This is a genomic window from Labrys miyagiensis (assembly GCF_030160835.1).
GTDB lineage: Bacteria > Pseudomonadota > Alphaproteobacteria > Rhizobiales > Labraceae > Labrys > Labrys miyagiensis.
Genome location: NZ_BSPC01000069.1, coordinates 170976 through 186143, shown reverse-complemented (window position 1 = coordinate 186143; position 15168 = coordinate 170976). Strand labels below are relative to the sequence as shown.

15 protein-coding genes and 1 pseudogene are annotated in these 15168 nt (G+C 61.5%); 7 read left to right on the top strand and 9 right to left on the bottom strand.

From position 1 onward, the window contains the following. Window positions 1–70: 70 nt before the first annotated feature. Together QQL24_RS30730 and QQL24_RS30725 are read left to right on the top strand one after the other, a co-directional pair. Window positions 71–334, top strand: a complete 264-nt coding sequence (locus QQL24_RS30730) for a type II toxin-antitoxin system ParD family antitoxin (protein ID WP_284316109.1) — start codon at window positions 71–73, stop codon at window positions 332–334. Between the two features lie 34 nt (window positions 335–368). Continuing rightward, a pseudogene (locus tag QQL24_RS30725) lies at window positions 369–635 on the top strand (type II toxin-antitoxin system RelE/ParE family toxin); the annotation flags it as partial. Between the two features lie 201 nt (window positions 636–836). On the opposite strand, the gene QQL24_RS30720 reads toward QQL24_RS30725, so the two are convergent. From QQL24_RS30720 to QQL24_RS30690, 7 genes are all read right to left on the bottom strand, one after another. Beyond that, a complete protein-coding gene (locus tag QQL24_RS30720; protein WP_284316108.1) occupies window positions 837–1577 on the bottom strand; it encodes a hypothetical protein in 741 nt (246 codons plus the stop codon). A gap of 241 nt (window positions 1578–1818) precedes the next feature. After that, entirely contained in the window at window positions 1819–2562 is a 744-nt protein-coding gene (locus QQL24_RS30715; RefSeq protein WP_284316107.1) for an amino acid ABC transporter ATP-binding protein, read from the bottom strand. Between the two features lie 22 nt (window positions 2563–2584). Beyond that, window positions 2585–3718, bottom strand: a complete 1134-nt coding sequence (locus tag QQL24_RS30710; protein WP_284316106.1) for an amino acid ABC transporter permease — start codon at window positions 3716–3718, stop codon at window positions 2585–2587. A 199-nt stretch (window positions 3719–3917) separates the two neighbouring features. After that, complete coding sequence (locus QQL24_RS30705) at window positions 3918–4778, bottom strand: ABC transporter substrate-binding protein (RefSeq protein WP_284316105.1); 861 nt, start codon at window positions 4776–4778, stop codon at window positions 3918–3920. A gap of 316 nt (window positions 4779–5094) precedes the next feature. After that, complete coding sequence (locus QQL24_RS30700) at window positions 5095–6036, bottom strand: aldo/keto reductase (RefSeq protein ID WP_284316104.1); 942 nt, start codon at window positions 6034–6036, stop codon at window positions 5095–5097. Between the two features lie 75 nt (window positions 6037–6111). Further along, window positions 6112–6492 carry a nuclear transport factor 2 family protein gene (locus QQL24_RS30695; protein ID WP_284316103.1) on the bottom strand — a complete coding sequence of 127 codons (381 nt, stop codon included), beginning with the start codon at window positions 6490–6492 and terminating at the stop codon, window positions 6112–6114. A 408-nt stretch (window positions 6493–6900) separates the two neighbouring features. Beyond that, window positions 6901–7110, bottom strand: a complete 210-nt coding sequence (locus QQL24_RS30690) for a hypothetical protein (protein ID WP_284316102.1) — start codon at window positions 7108–7110, stop codon at window positions 6901–6903. A gap of 730 nt (window positions 7111–7840) precedes the next feature. On the opposite strand from QQL24_RS30690, the gene QQL24_RS30685 reads away from it, so the two are divergent. The 5 genes from QQL24_RS30685 (at window position 7841) to QQL24_RS30665 (ending at window position 13293) form a co-directional block, all read left to right on the top strand. Beyond that, window positions 7841–7984: a hypothetical protein gene (locus QQL24_RS30685; protein WP_284316101.1), complete on the top strand. Its 144-nt coding sequence runs from the start codon at window positions 7841–7843 to the stop codon at window positions 7982–7984. A gap of 120 nt (window positions 7985–8104) precedes the next feature. Continuing rightward, window positions 8105–9052 (top strand): class I mannose-6-phosphate isomerase, encoded by a 948-nt coding sequence (locus QQL24_RS30680; RefSeq protein ID WP_284316100.1) that lies wholly within the window; start codon window positions 8105–8107, stop codon window positions 9050–9052. Continuing rightward, window positions 9049–11346 carry a glycosyltransferase family 4 protein gene (locus QQL24_RS30675; RefSeq protein ID WP_284316099.1) on the top strand — a complete coding sequence of 766 codons (2298 nt, stop codon included), beginning with the start codon at window positions 9049–9051 and terminating at the stop codon, window positions 11344–11346. Before QQL24_RS30680 ends, QQL24_RS30675 begins: the two co-directional genes overlap by 4 nt. 63 nt (window positions 11347–11409) lie before the next feature. Beyond that, the gene (locus tag QQL24_RS30670; protein ID WP_284316098.1) at window positions 11410–12750 is read left to right on the top strand and encodes a glycoside hydrolase family 130 protein; all 1341 of its coding nucleotides are present in this window, start codon (window positions 11410–11412) and stop codon (window positions 12748–12750) included. Between the two features lie 330 nt (window positions 12751–13080). Further along, window positions 13081–13293: a cold-shock protein gene (locus QQL24_RS30665; protein ID WP_284316097.1), complete on the top strand. Its 213-nt coding sequence runs from the start codon at window positions 13081–13083 to the stop codon at window positions 13291–13293. 137 nt (window positions 13294–13430) lie between these two features. Here the strand turns inward: QQL24_RS30665 and QQL24_RS30660 are convergent, their stop codons facing one another. Together QQL24_RS30660 and QQL24_RS30655 are read right to left on the bottom strand one after the other, a co-directional pair. Then, complete coding sequence (locus QQL24_RS30660; RefSeq protein ID WP_284316096.1) at window positions 13431–14225, bottom strand: ABC transporter ATP-binding protein; 795 nt, start codon at window positions 14223–14225, stop codon at window positions 13431–13433. Window position 14226: 1 nt separating this feature from the next. Continuing rightward, window positions 14227–15147 (bottom strand): ABC transporter permease, encoded by a 921-nt coding sequence (locus QQL24_RS30655; RefSeq protein WP_284316095.1) that lies wholly within the window; start codon window positions 15145–15147, stop codon window positions 14227–14229. Window positions 15148–15168: the final 21 nt, after the last annotated feature.

Genomic DNA, 15168 nt, shown 5'->3' with positions numbered 1-15168 from the left:
GTAGCCTCGAAGGAATTTTGCTAACTATTATCACATTGTGCTATCTCTACCCAGTGGAGAGGAGAATGTCATGCCAAGCAGTGTTGCGCTGGGAAAGCAGTTGGAAGGCACCGTGGAGCGCCTCGTTGCTTCGGGCCGTTACAACTCGAAAAGTGAGGTTATTCGGGAAGGAATCCGCTTGGTCGAAGAGCGCGAGAAAAGACTAGCCGCCTTGGACGCCGCCTTGGATCGTAGTCTCGCCGACATTGAAGCCGGCCGTATCCATTCGGCTGATGAGGTTTTTGCGGAATTGCGCGCCCGCTACCAAGGGATGGCTGAAAGAGCTGGCGAATGAAATTGGTCATCACGGGTGAGGTGAGGCGCGGGCTGACCTCATTCGCATCGGTGATCATATTGCCAAGGACAGTCCGCGTCGGGCTTTGTCCTTTGTCGCAGAGCTCGAAGAGCGATGCCGCGCCTTGCCACAGATGCCTTTTTTGTATCCCTTGCTCCCCAGGCGTGAGGCAAGCGGCATTCGGCGCGCTGTGCATGGTAACTATCTGATTTTATACAAGGTGCATGAGGGTGAGCTGTTTGTCATGCACATCGTGAACGGTGCCATGAACTACGAAGCGCTTTTGTTTCCAGATAATTGAGCTGCACGAAATCCACAATTCTGGCTGTGGAACCTTGGTCTCCGTCATAAGGGAGGCGGGCAAGCCCTGTGACATTTCCATCAAGTAGTGCGACTGGTGAAACGTTCCTGGGACCGCAGGCGTCTCGCCTGCTCTTGGAAACGACGCGGTTCAAGGTGCAGGCGAGACGCCTGCGGTCCCAGGAACGCTTCCGGGCCCCCACTACGAATATTCCGCGATCCCCTTGATATCGCCCACGAAATCATACTGTCCCGTATGCGTCACCGTCAGCCAGGGGCAGCCGAGGACCTTGCCGCCGTGGCGGCGGACGGTGTGGCAGAAATTGTGGTCCTCGCCATGCTCCTTCGTGGTGCTGAAGAAATTATGCATGGGGTGGTCGAGGGTGAGGTGGGAGGTGGTGGTCGGGATCGTGCCGCCGGCGAGCAGCATCATCAGGCAGGCGCGCGAGATCATCATGATGCCGGTGCCGATGGCGTCCACCTCCATCGGCTGGGGCCCGACGGTCATGGTGGGGGCGTTGTCGGGCAGGTAGAACATGCCCTTGTAGTCGCCGCCGAGCTGGGCGAGCTTGGCTGGTTCGATGTCGGGATGGGCGAGCACGGCCTGCTTGATGCGTGTCCAGTCGATCGAACGCTTGGGGCACATGGCGGCGACCACCTCGCTGTCGCGCCAGTCGAACATCCTGGCGAGTTCCTCGGGGTTGAAGCCCATATCGTCGTCGATGAACAGCATGTGGCTGCATTGCGTCTGGTAGAGGAACTGGCTGCACAAAATGTTGCGGGCGAAATCGATCGAGCTGACATTGGCCAGCAGCAGGAGCTTCACCTCGATGTCGCGGGCGGCGCAGATTGACTGGAGATCGAAGAGGCTGCGCACATAGGGCGCCATCAGGGTGGCGCGCACGGTGGGCGTGGCAATGACGATCGAGAATCCGCCCGGCATCGGGTCCCCCAGGATTTGAGCTTCGCTTTGCTCAAACATGGATGCCGGCTTTCGGCAAGAGCGGCGCGCCGAGGCGCGGAGGATTGGGGTCGTTATGCACTGGAGGGCGGTACTGAGGGGCTCGACGCCGGCAGCCTCCCTCCCTTGCGGAGAAGGTAGATCCCAGCGCCGCGCCTCTACGGGCGAAGCTCGCGCCCAAGCATACTCGATCGGCGTTGCGCCTATTTCCCCGGTCTGACGCCTACAACCGCCCTGCCTCAATGATGCGCTGCAGGAAGGCGCGGGTGCGTTCCTGGGTCGGATCGCCGAAGATCTGGGAGGGCGGGCCCTCCTCATGCACCTTGCCGCCATAGAGGAAGCAGATCTTGCTGGCGACCTCGCGCGCGAAGCCCATCTCGTGGGTGGCGAGCAGCATGGTCATGCCTTCCTCCGCGAGATCGCGCACGATGTTGAGCACCTCGGACACCAGCTCCGGGTCGAGCGCCGAGGTGATCTCGTCGAGGAGCAGCACCATCGGGCCCATCGCCAGCGCGCGGACGATGGCGACACGCTGCTGTTGCCCGCCCGAGAGCTGGTCGGGATAAGCGGTGGCCCGGTGTTCCAGGCCGATGCGCTTGAGCAGCGACAGGGCGCGAGCCTCGGCTTCCGCTGGATTCTGCCCCAGCACCTTGGTGGGGGCCAGCATGACATTCTCCACCACTCTCATATGCGGGAAGAGATTGTAGCTCTGGAACACGATGCCGACGTCGCGCCGGAGCGCGTTGACATCGACCCCTGGCCCCGTCATGCGGTCACCATGGATGCGGATTTCGCCGCCCTGGATCTGCTCCAGCCCGTTCATGCAGCGCAGCAGTGTAGACTTGCCGCAGCCCGACGGGCCGATCAGGCAGACCACCTGGTGCTCGTCGACATTCATGCTGAGGCCGTCCAGGATCTTCACCTGGCCGTAGGATTTCTTGACGTCGCGAATTTCAATCATCGCCATCGGCGTTGCCCTTTCGGTAGGCCTAAGAGTGCATGCGGCGCTGTTCACGCTCGAGCATCTTGTCGACGAAACGGGCCTGGGGGATGGTGATCACAATGAACAGCAGGGCCACCGTCGTCACGGGCGAGAGGTTGAAATTGTTGGCGCCGATGATGCGGGCTTGGTTGAACGCATCGATCGAGCCGATGACGTTGACGAGAGCGGTATCCTTCTGCAGGCCGATGAAGTCGTTCAGCAGCGGTGGGATGATGCGCCGCACGGCCTGGGGCACCACGACGTAGCGAAGCGTCTGCATATAGGACAGGCCCAGCGAGCGGGCTGCCGAGACCTGGCTGCGATGGATGCTCTCGATGCCCGCGCGGTAGACTTCGGCGACATAGGCGCCATAGGTCAGCGTCAGGGCGAGGATGGCGTAGGATTCCGGCGCCATATCCTTGAGATAGGGCAGGCCGGTAAGCGGAATGCCGAAGCCGATCAGGTAGATGTTGATGATCGCTGGCAGGCCGCGGAACATGTCGGTGTAGATGGTAGCGATCAGGCGGACGGGCCGGCCCGCCTCGCCCGGGATCAGGCGCGCGATGGCGACGATCAGGCCCCAGATCAGCACGAGGATCTCGGCGAGCACGAAGATGTAGATGTTGATCCAGAAGGCCTTCAGGATCAGCCAGAAAGAGCTGATGATCAGGGGCACCTGAAGAAAGGTCCGGCTGACGGCAAGGTCGTTGGCCATCAAGAACTGCGCGGCGGCGAGGAGGATCACTGTCACCGCACCATAGCCGAGCGCCGAATAGGCGCTGTCGCGCACGACGGCCGTCGCGGTTCGGGCCGCGATCAGATCGTTGGCGGCCAGAGCCTGCTTGGCAGCCACGGATTGGCGCCACGAGGTGACGGCGGGCTTCAGGAGCAGCAGCACGACGAGGCCGAGCAGAATGAGGAGACCGGCGACGATCAGGCCGCCCGCGCCGACCGAGCCGAGCGCGGCATACATGTCGCGCAGGGTCTTCCAGGTCACTAGGGTGACGATGACGCTGACGATCAGGGCGGTGATCGCCCAACTCGTGGCGTCCTTGGGCGGTGCGCCGGCACTCCAGCGTCGCTCGCCGCCGAGAAGGCCAAGCGTAGGCTTGCCTCCCGGCTGGTCGGTGTTCACAGACATCGCGCGTGTTCGCCTTCTGGGCATTTCCGGGAAGCAGGGTCGCCGCCGCCGGGAGGAATGCGTCAAATCAAGGAGTCGGGAAGAAGCTGCCACTCAACGGCATCGCGCCTGCCGAAAATCGGAACGCGATCCCGGCAAGGCGATACCCCGGAATGACAACACCGGACCGCTCAGGGAGCGATCCGGTGCGGCAGCGCGATCAGGGCTTGATGTAGGGGATCTTGGCCGGATCGGCGCCCCAGGCATCGGCAAGGTACTTCTTGGACAGCGCGGCGAAGGTGCCGTCCTTCTTCATGTCGTCGATCATCTTGTTGAAGACGGCTTCGTTGGCCGAGCCCTTCGGATAGAGCGCGCCATAGGATTCGCCCGTCGTGTACTGGGCGGGCACTTCGATCATGCCATGCGAGTTGGTGGCGACGCCCAGCATGATCGAGGTGTCATGCAGGCCGGCATCGATCTGGTTGGCCATCAGGGCCGTGCTCAGGGCACCGGTGTCGGTGAATACCTTCACTTCCTTTGGCTTCAGGTTCTTATCCACGAAGGCGGCGCCAGTGGTGCCCTGCATCACGCCGAGCCGCATGTCCTTGATTGTGTCAGGGCTGTAGCTCGTGCCCTTCTTGACCGCGACGCCGATGTCGGAGTCGAAATAGGGGGTGGAGAAGTCGACGACCTGCTTGCGCTTGTCGGTGATCGAGATTTCGGCGAGGGCGATGTCGAAATCCTTGGTCTGCGCGGCGACGAGTGCGTCGAAGGAGACGTTGATGATCTTCACTTTGTCGAGGCCGGCGCGGTAGGCCATGGTCTGGGCCATGCAATATTCATAGCCGTCCTTCATGGCGTCCGGCGAGTCGCCGTTCCACCAGGCCGGCGCCGGCAGCGAGGTCTGGACGGTAAGCTGGCCTTCGATGGCCGGCTTGATTGGGTCGGAACCCTTGGTGCCCGTGACTTCGCAATTGCCGATCATCTCCGCCTTGGCAGGAAGCGTTGCGCCAAGCACCAGAAGCGCCGCGGAAAAGATGAGACGCCCCGCGACCGAACGCGTTCCCGAGCGAGCCTTCATGTTCAAGTTCCCCTTTTTTTATGGTTGTCGTGATGGCGCCACGCGATCGGGATTTTGATTTTTTCCCGGCCCGATTGCCATAGCGTCACAGACACACTGCATTTGTGACTCAGGGATTTTGAAAAGACAAGCAACCAGTGGCAATTGCCGCGGTTGTGATCATCCGCTCAGGAGGGGCCAGCAGGTGTGGCAGGCCGACCCTGAGGCTTGGCTTGGCTGGAGAAACCTCATCATCAGGCGAGACGTCGAACTGGACGGCGACGAGTGCAAAATGCTTCCCGCCGGAGCCAGTACGACCGACTTCGCGGAGTTCAGCTCAACTGGCGCGGGGAATAAAGCCAGGCACACCGCTGCCTATCACGGCGTTGAACCGGACGCTCGTCGTTATGCCGTCCCTAATCTCGCGCAGGGCGTCCTCAGGCAGGCTCGAAAGCTCGAAGTTCTCCCGGATGCGCTCGGGGGCGACCGAGGTCGTGAGGAACGCTGTGCCGCGTTGCACGGCCCAGGCCAGCAAAACCTGAGCAGGCGTCTTATGAACCCGCTGCGCGATGGCTGTGATCACAGGTTCATCAAGCACTTTTGGATCCAAGCCATGTCCCAACGCTGCAAACGCCAGCAGCACGATCCCATGCTCCCGGCAAAAGTCGAGAAGCTCCCATTCCGGGAGATAGGGATGGGATTCGATCTGCACCACCGCAGGCATGATCCGCGCCTGCGCAACGATTTCTCGCAGCTTCTCCAAAGTGATATCGGACAGGCCGATCGACCTGCATCGACCCTCGTCCACGAGGCGCTCGAGCGCTCCCCACGTCTCGATCAACGTCACCCCAGGATCATAGATGACCTGACCGTGTTCGTCCCTCGGATCCTGGTCGTCGCCGGGCCGAAAGGCGAAAGGGGTATGGATGAGATAGCAATCGACATGGTCGAGCTGCAGTCGCCGGCAACTGGCCTCAAAGGCGGGTCTGACCCGCTCGGGACGATGATTGGTGTTCCATAGCTTGGTGGTAACGAAAACGTCCTCCCGCCGGACCGTCCCCGCCTTGAGCGCTTCCTGCAAGGCGTCGCCAACCGCTTCTTCATTACGGTATCGCTCGGCACAATCGAAATGCCGAAATCCCACGTCCAAAGCGGTCCGGGTTGCTTGTCTGGTCGCAAGAAGATCTGGGATGAGCGTGCCGAACCCGACTGCGGGGATCGCACCGGATCCGTGGGCAAGGGGGATCTTCGTATAGCGAAGCGTATCGGGGGATGCCATGCTTGTGCTCCTGTGTTCCGAGATCTGGTTCCGCACGGGGAAAACGTTTGATCGTCGGCTCGCGCCGTTCGCATTTCACGGTATCCGTTCGACCCATTGAGCGCGCGAAGGCCCCGGCTCGAATGCATCGCCGAAATATTGAGTCTCGCGGGCCACCTTCCCGTCGTCGAACTCCATGATGCTCACCGTGTAGGACGGTTGCCCATCATAAGTGAGGACGAATTCAGTGACCCAGAGGTCGCCAGCGCCGATGATGCGCCGCACGGTGAAGCGCTTCGTGTTCGGCTGCGCGAAGCGGGACGCCTGGATATTGCGCCGGCCGCGGATGCGTTCGCCCGACTGCGGATATTCGAGCACCGCGTCCTCTCGGTAAATCTGGTGTTCAACCTCGAAGTCGTTCGCGTCGGACGCAGCCCAATGGACATCCAGGGCCGCCCGGATCTCCCGGTCTTCCATCTCGATCTTTCCTCGCGTTCCCGGTCAGCGCCCCCCGTGGCATCATTCACCATCGTGTCCTCAGAGGATAGGCGCGTGCGACCTCATTTCACGAGCAGCCTGGTGCTTGGGAGCCGGTCAGGAGGTGGTGAACAGAGTTGGGGAGCCTCAAGTTACCCGCCCCTCGAGCCAATAACCGTGGCGAACTGGCCGGCGGGAATGGCGAGGTCGAGGCCGCGTAAGGCGCGGTTTTCCGGTGGCGTGCCGCGACCGAGGGTGATGGGAATGCCTTTGGCGTGGCTGTGATCATCCGCTCCGGGGGAGAGGCAAGGCTCAATCAGGTGGGGCTGGCAAGGGATGGAAGCCAGCAGTGATGCCTGGCTTGGCCGATGCCCGCCCATGTGATTAGCTCGCGCGCCAAGAGAGGAATTATTTGCTCAGCAGTGTACGCAGCGCGATTCCCTGTGGGCTCTCACCGTCGCGCAGAAGGAAGTCGTCGACGTCGATCTCGACTGCTTTCCCGCCGGAAGACCGGTTCGGTTCGTGCCGAACCAGGGACCGGCCGGACTCGGGATTGTGGACCAGTACCCAGCGATCCCCATTGGAGCTGGTGTAGATCGATCTCGTATTTGTATCCATTTTGAATCTCCTTCGTCGTTTCAAGGTTCGATAGGGGGCAGGATGCAGGAAAATCCTCCAGCGCAGGTTGAACGACGCCGTCGGCAGGAAAGGACCTCGCTGGCGCTTTCGCTCTCGACAAGATCGCAGCCTTCATCGGGCGGCTCGTTCGCGCTCGACCAGCGCCATCAAGGCGGACGAAGCCGGTGGCAAAGACTTGCGAGGGTTCCCACGGCGATTGCTCGCCACGGAAGTGGTCGCGCCGGCGGCCACACTCAAAGCCTGTCTGCAGGAGTGCCGCGCTGGCGCTTATTGCCCCGCGATGCCAAGCGGCAAGCGCTGGCCGGTCCTCACTACAAAGTGCCGGCAGGACAATGCATGACGTCTTTCATCTGGCTCTATGTGCAGACGGCGCTCCTGGCCGCCCTGCCAAAAGGACCTGCTCGTGAAATTTGACGGACGACCATACGCCGAATTACCTCAAACTTCCAGTATTTTTATGAATTAGAATATAAATAAAATAATATCCATTCTTCATCTTTTAATTTTCGTTAGCATAATTACTTCTGCGAGAGCATCAGAAGAATAAATTTTACACAGAGATGTCTCCGGTTTCACGGGATATTTTCTGAGATTATTTCTAGAGTTCGGAACCAAAGCGCCACTCATAGAGTTCCAGATCTTAGAGATCGTGGGGCGTCGTGCCTTGTCCGGCACAGTTCTCAAGCGTGGCAGACCAGAGGAGAGCAGGATGGCCAAGGGACAGAAACGCGGCAATCGGGAAACCCGTAAGCCGAAGACAGCCAAGCCGGCAGCGCCGGCCGCCGCAACTTCCTTGCTGACGCGAGGCATGCTGACCCCGGTGGGCAACGTTCTTCCGAAGAAGAAGGGATAAGGGGCATCGACGCCTCTCCCGTCCTCGCCGGCGAATATCCTCAGCGTTCCAGCGGAGGATCAAGACACCCAGACCAATCATCACCTCCGGTAGCCCGCTGGTGCGAACCAGGAGACCACGATGACGATCGAACAGGCCGATATGCGCGCGGTGCGCAAACCCTGGGGAAGTCTGGATCTGCTGCCCTGGAGCGACATCCGGGATGAGCGGGGGGCCATCGGAGAATTGTGGTGCCAGCGTAGCGCCGTCATCTCTGTCGAACCGGCCCTGCTCCTCAAGCTCCTGTTCACCACCGAGCCTCTGTCCATCCAGGTTCATCCCGACGACGCCTTCGCGCGGTCGATCGGTCTCGACCATGGCAAGACCGAAGCCTGGTATATTCTCTCCGCCACCCCCGATGCGAGCGTGGCTCTTGGCTTGAAGCGCAAGCTCGATCCAGCGCAGCTCAGAACGGCCATCGAGGACGGCTCCATCTCGGACCTTGTGCAATGGCGCGGCGTCCAGAAGCATGATGTCATCTTCGTTCCCGCCGGCACCATCCATGCGATCGGTCCCGGCATTGTGCTGGCAGAGATCCAGCAGCGCAGCGACGCGACATTTCGGCTGTTCGACTATGGGCGGCAGCGCAAGCTCGATGTGGACCATGCCGTGGCGGCCTCCAGTCGAGAAGCTCCGGTCAAGCAGGCCATGGCTGCGAGGCTCTCGGATGCCAGGACGCTATTGGTCGCCAGTCCCTATTTCATCCTCGAAGGCATCGATCTCGCTGCCGATTCCAATTGGGATCTCAAGGCAGAACACGAAACCTGGCTTCTTGTGCTGCACGGTCATGCAGAAGTCGGTCGGATGAAGGCGGGCATCGGCAAGGCCTTCTTCGTGGACGCCGAAAAAGTTCCCATCAAGGTTGGAGCGGAGGGGCTCAGCGGCCTTCTGGCCTATCCCGGCCCCAAGCCCGCGGCCAACCTGCTTACCCTGCTCGACCACATGCCAGTGGACGCGTCGAGCCCCGATTTCCCTCGCCCTTCGATCCTTTCTCGATCGACCTTGAACAAGATGGAAGTGCGCATATGAGTTCGTTGAACCGTTTGGCCTTTATAGGCAATTCACTACCCCGCCGCTGCGGGATCGCGACCTTCACGACCGACCTCCAGCAAGCGGTGGCGGCGTCGCGGGCCGATCTGGACACGTCGATCGTCGCCATGACCGATCATGGCCGCCATTATGCCTATCCTTCCGCCGTACAGCTTCAGATCCACGACGACAGGCTGGAGGATTATATCGAGGCGGCCGATTTCCTGAACACCGGGCATGTCGACGCCGTCTCCCTCCAGCATGAGTTCGGCATCTTCGGTGGCGAGGCAGGCAGCCATATCATGACGCTGCTCTCGCGCCTGACCATGCCCATCGTCACCACGCTTCATACGATCCTGGCCGAGCCTACTCCCGAGCAGCGCAGTGTTCTTGTCAGGGTGGTCGACGCTTCGTCGAAGGTCATCGTCATGGCCGAGAAGGGGCGCGAACTCCTGCGCACCATCTACAAGGTGGCGGATGAAAAGATCGAGATCATTCCGCACGGGATTCCCGACTTTGCCTTTGTCAAGCCGGATCGGGCCAAGGCCAAGCTCGGCTTCAAGGACAAGTCCGTCATCCTGACCTTTGGCCTGCTCTCGCCCAACAAGGGCATCGAAACCATGATCGATGCCATGCCTTCCATCCTGCAGAGCCAGCCGGACGCCATCTATGTCGTGCTCGGCGCGACGCATCCCAACCTCGTCCTCGAGCAGGGCGAAGCCTATCGCGAGAGCCTGATGGAGCGCGTTCGCAATCTCGGGATCGAGGATCGCGTCGTATTCCTCGACCAGTTCGTCGACAAGCCGACCCTGCTCTCCTTCATTTCGATGTGCGATGTCTATGTCACGCCCTATCTCAAGGAGGCGCAGATGACATCCGGCACGCTGGCCTACAGTTTCGGGCTCGGCAAGGCCGTGGTCTCCACGCCCTATTGGCACGCCCAGGAACTGCTGGCCGACGGTCGCGGCATCCTGGTTCCCTTCGGCGATACCCGCGCCATCGGGAGCGCGGTGGGGGGGCTGCTCAGCAACGATACCCAACGCCAGGCCATGCGGGAGCGGGCCTATGCCACGAGCCGGTCGATGACGTGGGAGCGCACGGCCGAGCGCTATCTCGCCGTCTTCGAGAAGGCCATACGCAACAGCCAGGTCAAGGCGGCTCATAAGGAGCGCACACAGATCGATCATCGTCTTTTCGCGCGCGACACCGCTACTTCGCCACCCATGGAACTCGGTCATTTCCTCTCGATGTGCGACGACACCGGGCTCTTCCAGCATGCGGTTCTCTGCGTGCCGGATCGGGACCATGGCTACTGCGTCGACGACAACGCCCGCGCGCTGCTCTTGGCCTGCGCGCTGAACAGCCCGGGGGAACTGCGTCTTTCCGAAATTCAGACGACGCGCCTGGCCGCTTTCATCCAGCATGCCTGGAATCCGGATACGAGGCGCTTTCGCAACTTCATGAGCTTCGATCGACGCTGGCTCGAGGATACCGGCTCGGAAGACAGCCACGGACGAACCCTCTGGGCTCTCGGCAAGGCCGCGAGCAGTGATGCCAATGCATCGCGCAGGCGCTGGGCAGCTTCCTTGTTCCGGGAGGCACTGGGGGCGGTGGAGACCTTTACCTCACCCCGCGCCTGGGCGTTCACACTGCTTGGTCTCGACGACTATTGCGCCGTGGCGGGACACGATGTCCGGGCCCTGCGCCTGCGAACGCTTCTTGCCGACCGATTGATCTCGCTGCTGTCCTCGGTCGAGACGGCGGACTGGATCTGGTTCGAGGAAGGGCTTTCCTATGACAATGCCCGTTTGTCGCAAGCCTTGATCGTGACCGGAGGCACGGTGGGAAATCCTCTCTATGTCGAAGCGGGCCTTCGCTCCCTGCGCTGGCTGACACAACTGCAGACAAGTCCGAGCGGTTTCTTCAGGCCTGTGGGTACCAGAGGCTTCGGCGAAAAGCGCAAGCCCCCCCATGCCTTCGACCAGCAGCCGGTAGAGGCGACAGCCATGATTTCCGCCTGCTTGTCCGCCTGGCGCTCGACCAATGACGTGATCTGGCAGGGCGATGCCACCCGGATCTTCGCCTGGTTCCTGGGCAGCAACGATCTCTGGGTGCCGTTGGTCGACCCCCTGACGGGAAGCTGCAGCGATGGGCTGCATCCTGATCGGGCCAACGAAAACAAGGGAGGCGAGTCCGTTCTGTCCTATCTGATCAGCCTGGCGGAAATTCGCCAGCTCGCGCGCGAAAATTGCGAGACGGTGCGGCTCAGACCGATCCGCGCCCTTCATGCCTAAGGGCGCTTTCGGTTCTCACAGTACCGATGTCGGCACCCGTCTGGAAAAGTTGGAATAGATTCGATGGATCATATCTCGCGCCCGCCCAAGCAAACGGAGGACGTGGTGTCCCAGAGCCCGGCCTTCAATCGGCAGGAGGTCTATCTCCGCCCCAATCCGGCGCGAGTCATCGTGCGCCCTTTCAGGCCTGCGACCGAGCCGCGCGATCTTAGCCCGGTCGACAAGACCAGAGCCAACCACATTGTCGACCGCGTCCTGGCGCTCGGTACCGAGGAAGCAACCCTGGAACTCACCGAAGTTCTCGGCAATTTCCAATCCCGGCACCGCAATCTCCTGACCTTGCTGGAGAGACGGGCCGAGGAAATGGAGGATGCATTCGCATCCCACACTCTTTTCACCCGTGCCCAGCGCCTGCTTGTGGGGGCCTATTTCCTGAACGAATATTCTTTCGAGGCATCGGCCCTGTTCAATCCAAGTATCGTGCTCGATCCCGATCAGTCGGGCGCGCTTGAGGGAGGACATCGCGTCATCCTCAGCTTGCGTGCTGTCGGAGAGGGGCACATTTCCTCCCTCACCTTTCGATCAGGGTTCATCGCGGCCGATGGTTCGGTCAGCATGGCGCCGGCCTCCCGCCTCGCCTCGCTTCCGAGAGTGGAAAGCAGAGAATCGGTCGAGGGTGGCGAAGCCGTCGAAGTTGGTTTCGATCCCGCCGAGGAGCTGAGCGAGCGCGTGATCTTTCCCCTTACGCTCAGCCAGTCCAATGGTATCGAGGATGCCCGCTTCGTTACGTTCGAGGATGAGGGCCGCAGGACCAATTACGCCACCTACACGGCCTATAATGGCCTGGCAATACGCTCGGAACTGATCGAGACCACGGATTTCGTGTCGTTTCGGATGATGCCACTCCGAGGATCTGCCGCCCGCAACAAGGGCATGGCCTTGTTTCCGCGCAAGATTGCCGGCCGCTATGCCATGATTGCCCGGCAGGATAACGAGAACCTCTATTTGATCTATTCCGACGACCTTTATGCGTGGGATGGCGGCACGGCCATTGTGAAACCGCGCTTCCCCTGGGAATTCGTTCAGATCGGCAATTGCGGTTCCCCCATCGAACTCGATGAGGGCTGGCTTCTGCTGACCCATGGTGTCGGCCCGATCCGAAAATATTCCATCGGCGCGGTTCTCCTGGCCAAGGAAGATCCCTCGAAGGTTCTGGCACGGTCAAGCCAGCCGCTGATCAGGCCCGAGCCTTCCGAGCGCGAGGGGTATGTCCCGAACGTCGTTTATACCTGTGGCGCGATGCGGCATGGCAGCCGGATTATTCTGCCCTATGCCGTGTCCGATACCTTCTGCCATGTCTCGACGATAGAGATCGCCGATCTGCTGTCGAGTTTGACGCCTTGAAGAGCAGCGTCTTTTCATCTGTTTGCCAAGGATCTAAATCGACCTGTCGCACCACCTGTTTGAAGGCATCCGCCGTCGTCCCACCTCTGGCACAATCCAAAAAACTTCGGGACGGGCGACAAGCAGGCGATGATTGCCATGTGCCCCGATCGCTGTCTGCTGGCGCTCGGCGAAACCCGGCGTTCCAGACTTCGCAGCCTGATGTTCACGTGGTGCGGCATTTAAGCTTGCATCCTCCTGGCTGCCGACCACCTATGTGTACGCCCAAACGATTTCCGTCGGTCTGCACTTTCGCAGATCTACTTTCTTGAGCACGAAAGGTCTCTCTCTATGCCGACCGGTACTGTCAAATGGTTCAACGCACAAAAAGGCTTCGGCTTCATTTCACCTGAGGGCGGTGGCCCGGACGCCTTCGTTCATATAAGCGCCGTCGAGCGTGCAGGCCTGTATGAGCTGCGCGAAGGCCAAAAGGTCAGCTTCGAACTCGTGGCCGATAAGCGCAGTGGCAAGATGTCTGCCGACAGGCTGAAGGCTATCGACTAACCGATCCGACCCAGCGACAAAGTGCCGGGCGCCGTCCGGCACTTTGCCTGACTCTCTTTCAAATTTGTACGAGCCAGAAACAGTGTTGCCCGCTCCGTCTCGGCATCCGAGAAGGCGGAAAACGGCCAGCACCATTCCTACCCCAGCAGCAGGCTGTCGTCGTCCAGCTGCTCGCCGCGCACCTTGCTGAACAGCTTCAGCAGGTCCGGCACATCCAAGCCCTGGCGATGCTCGGCGTCGAGATCGAAGGCGATCTGGCCTTCATGCAGCATCACGGTGCGCGTGCCATGGTCGAGGGCGTGGCGCATGGAGTGGGTGACCATCAGGGTGGTGAGCTTCTGCTCCTCCACGATCTTGCGCGTCAGCTCCAGCACGAAATCGGCGGTGCGCGGGTCGAGCGCGGCGGTGTGCTCGTCGAGCAGCAGGATCTTCATGCCTGTAAGCGTCGCCATCAACAGGCTCACGGCCTGGCGCTGGCCGCCGGAGAGCTGGCCCATGGAATCGCCGAGGCGGTTTTCGAGCCCCAGGCCCAGTACGCTGAGCTTGTCGCGGAAAAGGTCGCGCCGCGTCGCGTTCAGCGAGGGACCGAGGCCACGCGCGCGCCCGCGCGCATAGGCGAGCGCCATGTTCTCCTCGATCGAGAGGCCCTCGCAGGTGCCCGCCATCGGATCCTGGAACACGCGGGCGATCAGCCCGGCGCGCTTGGGGGCGGGCCAGAGGGTGACGTCGGTGCCCTCGATCTCGATGCGGCCGCGCTCGGCCCGGGCGTCGCCGCTGAGCACGTTGAGTAAGGTCGACTTGCCGGCGCCGTTCGAGCCGATCACCGTAACGAACTGGCCGGCGGGGATGGCGAGGTCGAGGCCACGCAAGGCGCGGTTCTCCAGCGGGGTACCGCGGCCGAAGGTGACATGAATGCCTTGGAGCGCGATCATCTCAGGCACTCCGCCGGAACATGGATTTCAGGGGATTGCGCACGCTCGGCAGCATCAGGGCCAAGCCCACTAGCACGGCGGTGACGAGATTGATGTCCGAGGACTTCAGCCCGAGGCCGCTGGAGTTCAGCGCCAGCGCGATGGCGATGCGGTAGATGATGGCGCCGACCACGCAGGACAGCAGCATGATTAGGATCGAGCGCGTGCGGAACAAGGTCTCGCCGAGGATCACGGCAGCGAGGCCGCTGACGATGGTGCCGGTGCCGCCATTGGCATCGGCAAAGCCGGCGGTCTGGGCGAAGAGCGCGCCGGCGAGGGCGATCAGGGCGTTGGAGAGCGCCATGCCGACATAGATGTGCAGGCTGGTCGACACGCCCTGCGCTCGCGCCATGCGGGCATTGGCGCCGGTGGCGCGCATGGCGAGGCCGAATTCGGAAGTAAGGAAGCGCGTCAGCGCCAGCCAGACCAGGGCGACGATGACGGCAAGCGCGAGGACCTTGAGCGTCGCCTTCAGCGGCAGGCCGGTGGCTTGGATCAGCGGCGAAGCCCAGGCGAAATAGTCGATCACACTGGGCTGGTTGAGCAGCGGCAGGTTCGGCGCGCCCATGATGCGTAGATTGATCGAATAGAGCGCGATCATGGTGAGGATGCTGGCCAGCAGATGCAGGATGTTGAAGCGCACATTGAGCCAGGCGGTGACGAGGCCGGCGAGAGCTCCTGCCAGGATGGCAGCAAGCGTTGCCAGCAGCGGGTTGACGCCGGCGATGATCAGCGCCGCCACCACGGCGCCGCCGAGGGGAAAGCTGCCGTCGACCGTGAGGTCGGGGAAGTTGAGGATGCGGAAGGAGAGGAAGACGCCGAGCGCCACCAGGGCATAGATCAGCCCGATCTCGACGGCGCCCAGGAAGGAGAAGAGAGACATGCAGTGGTCCTAGAAGAACGG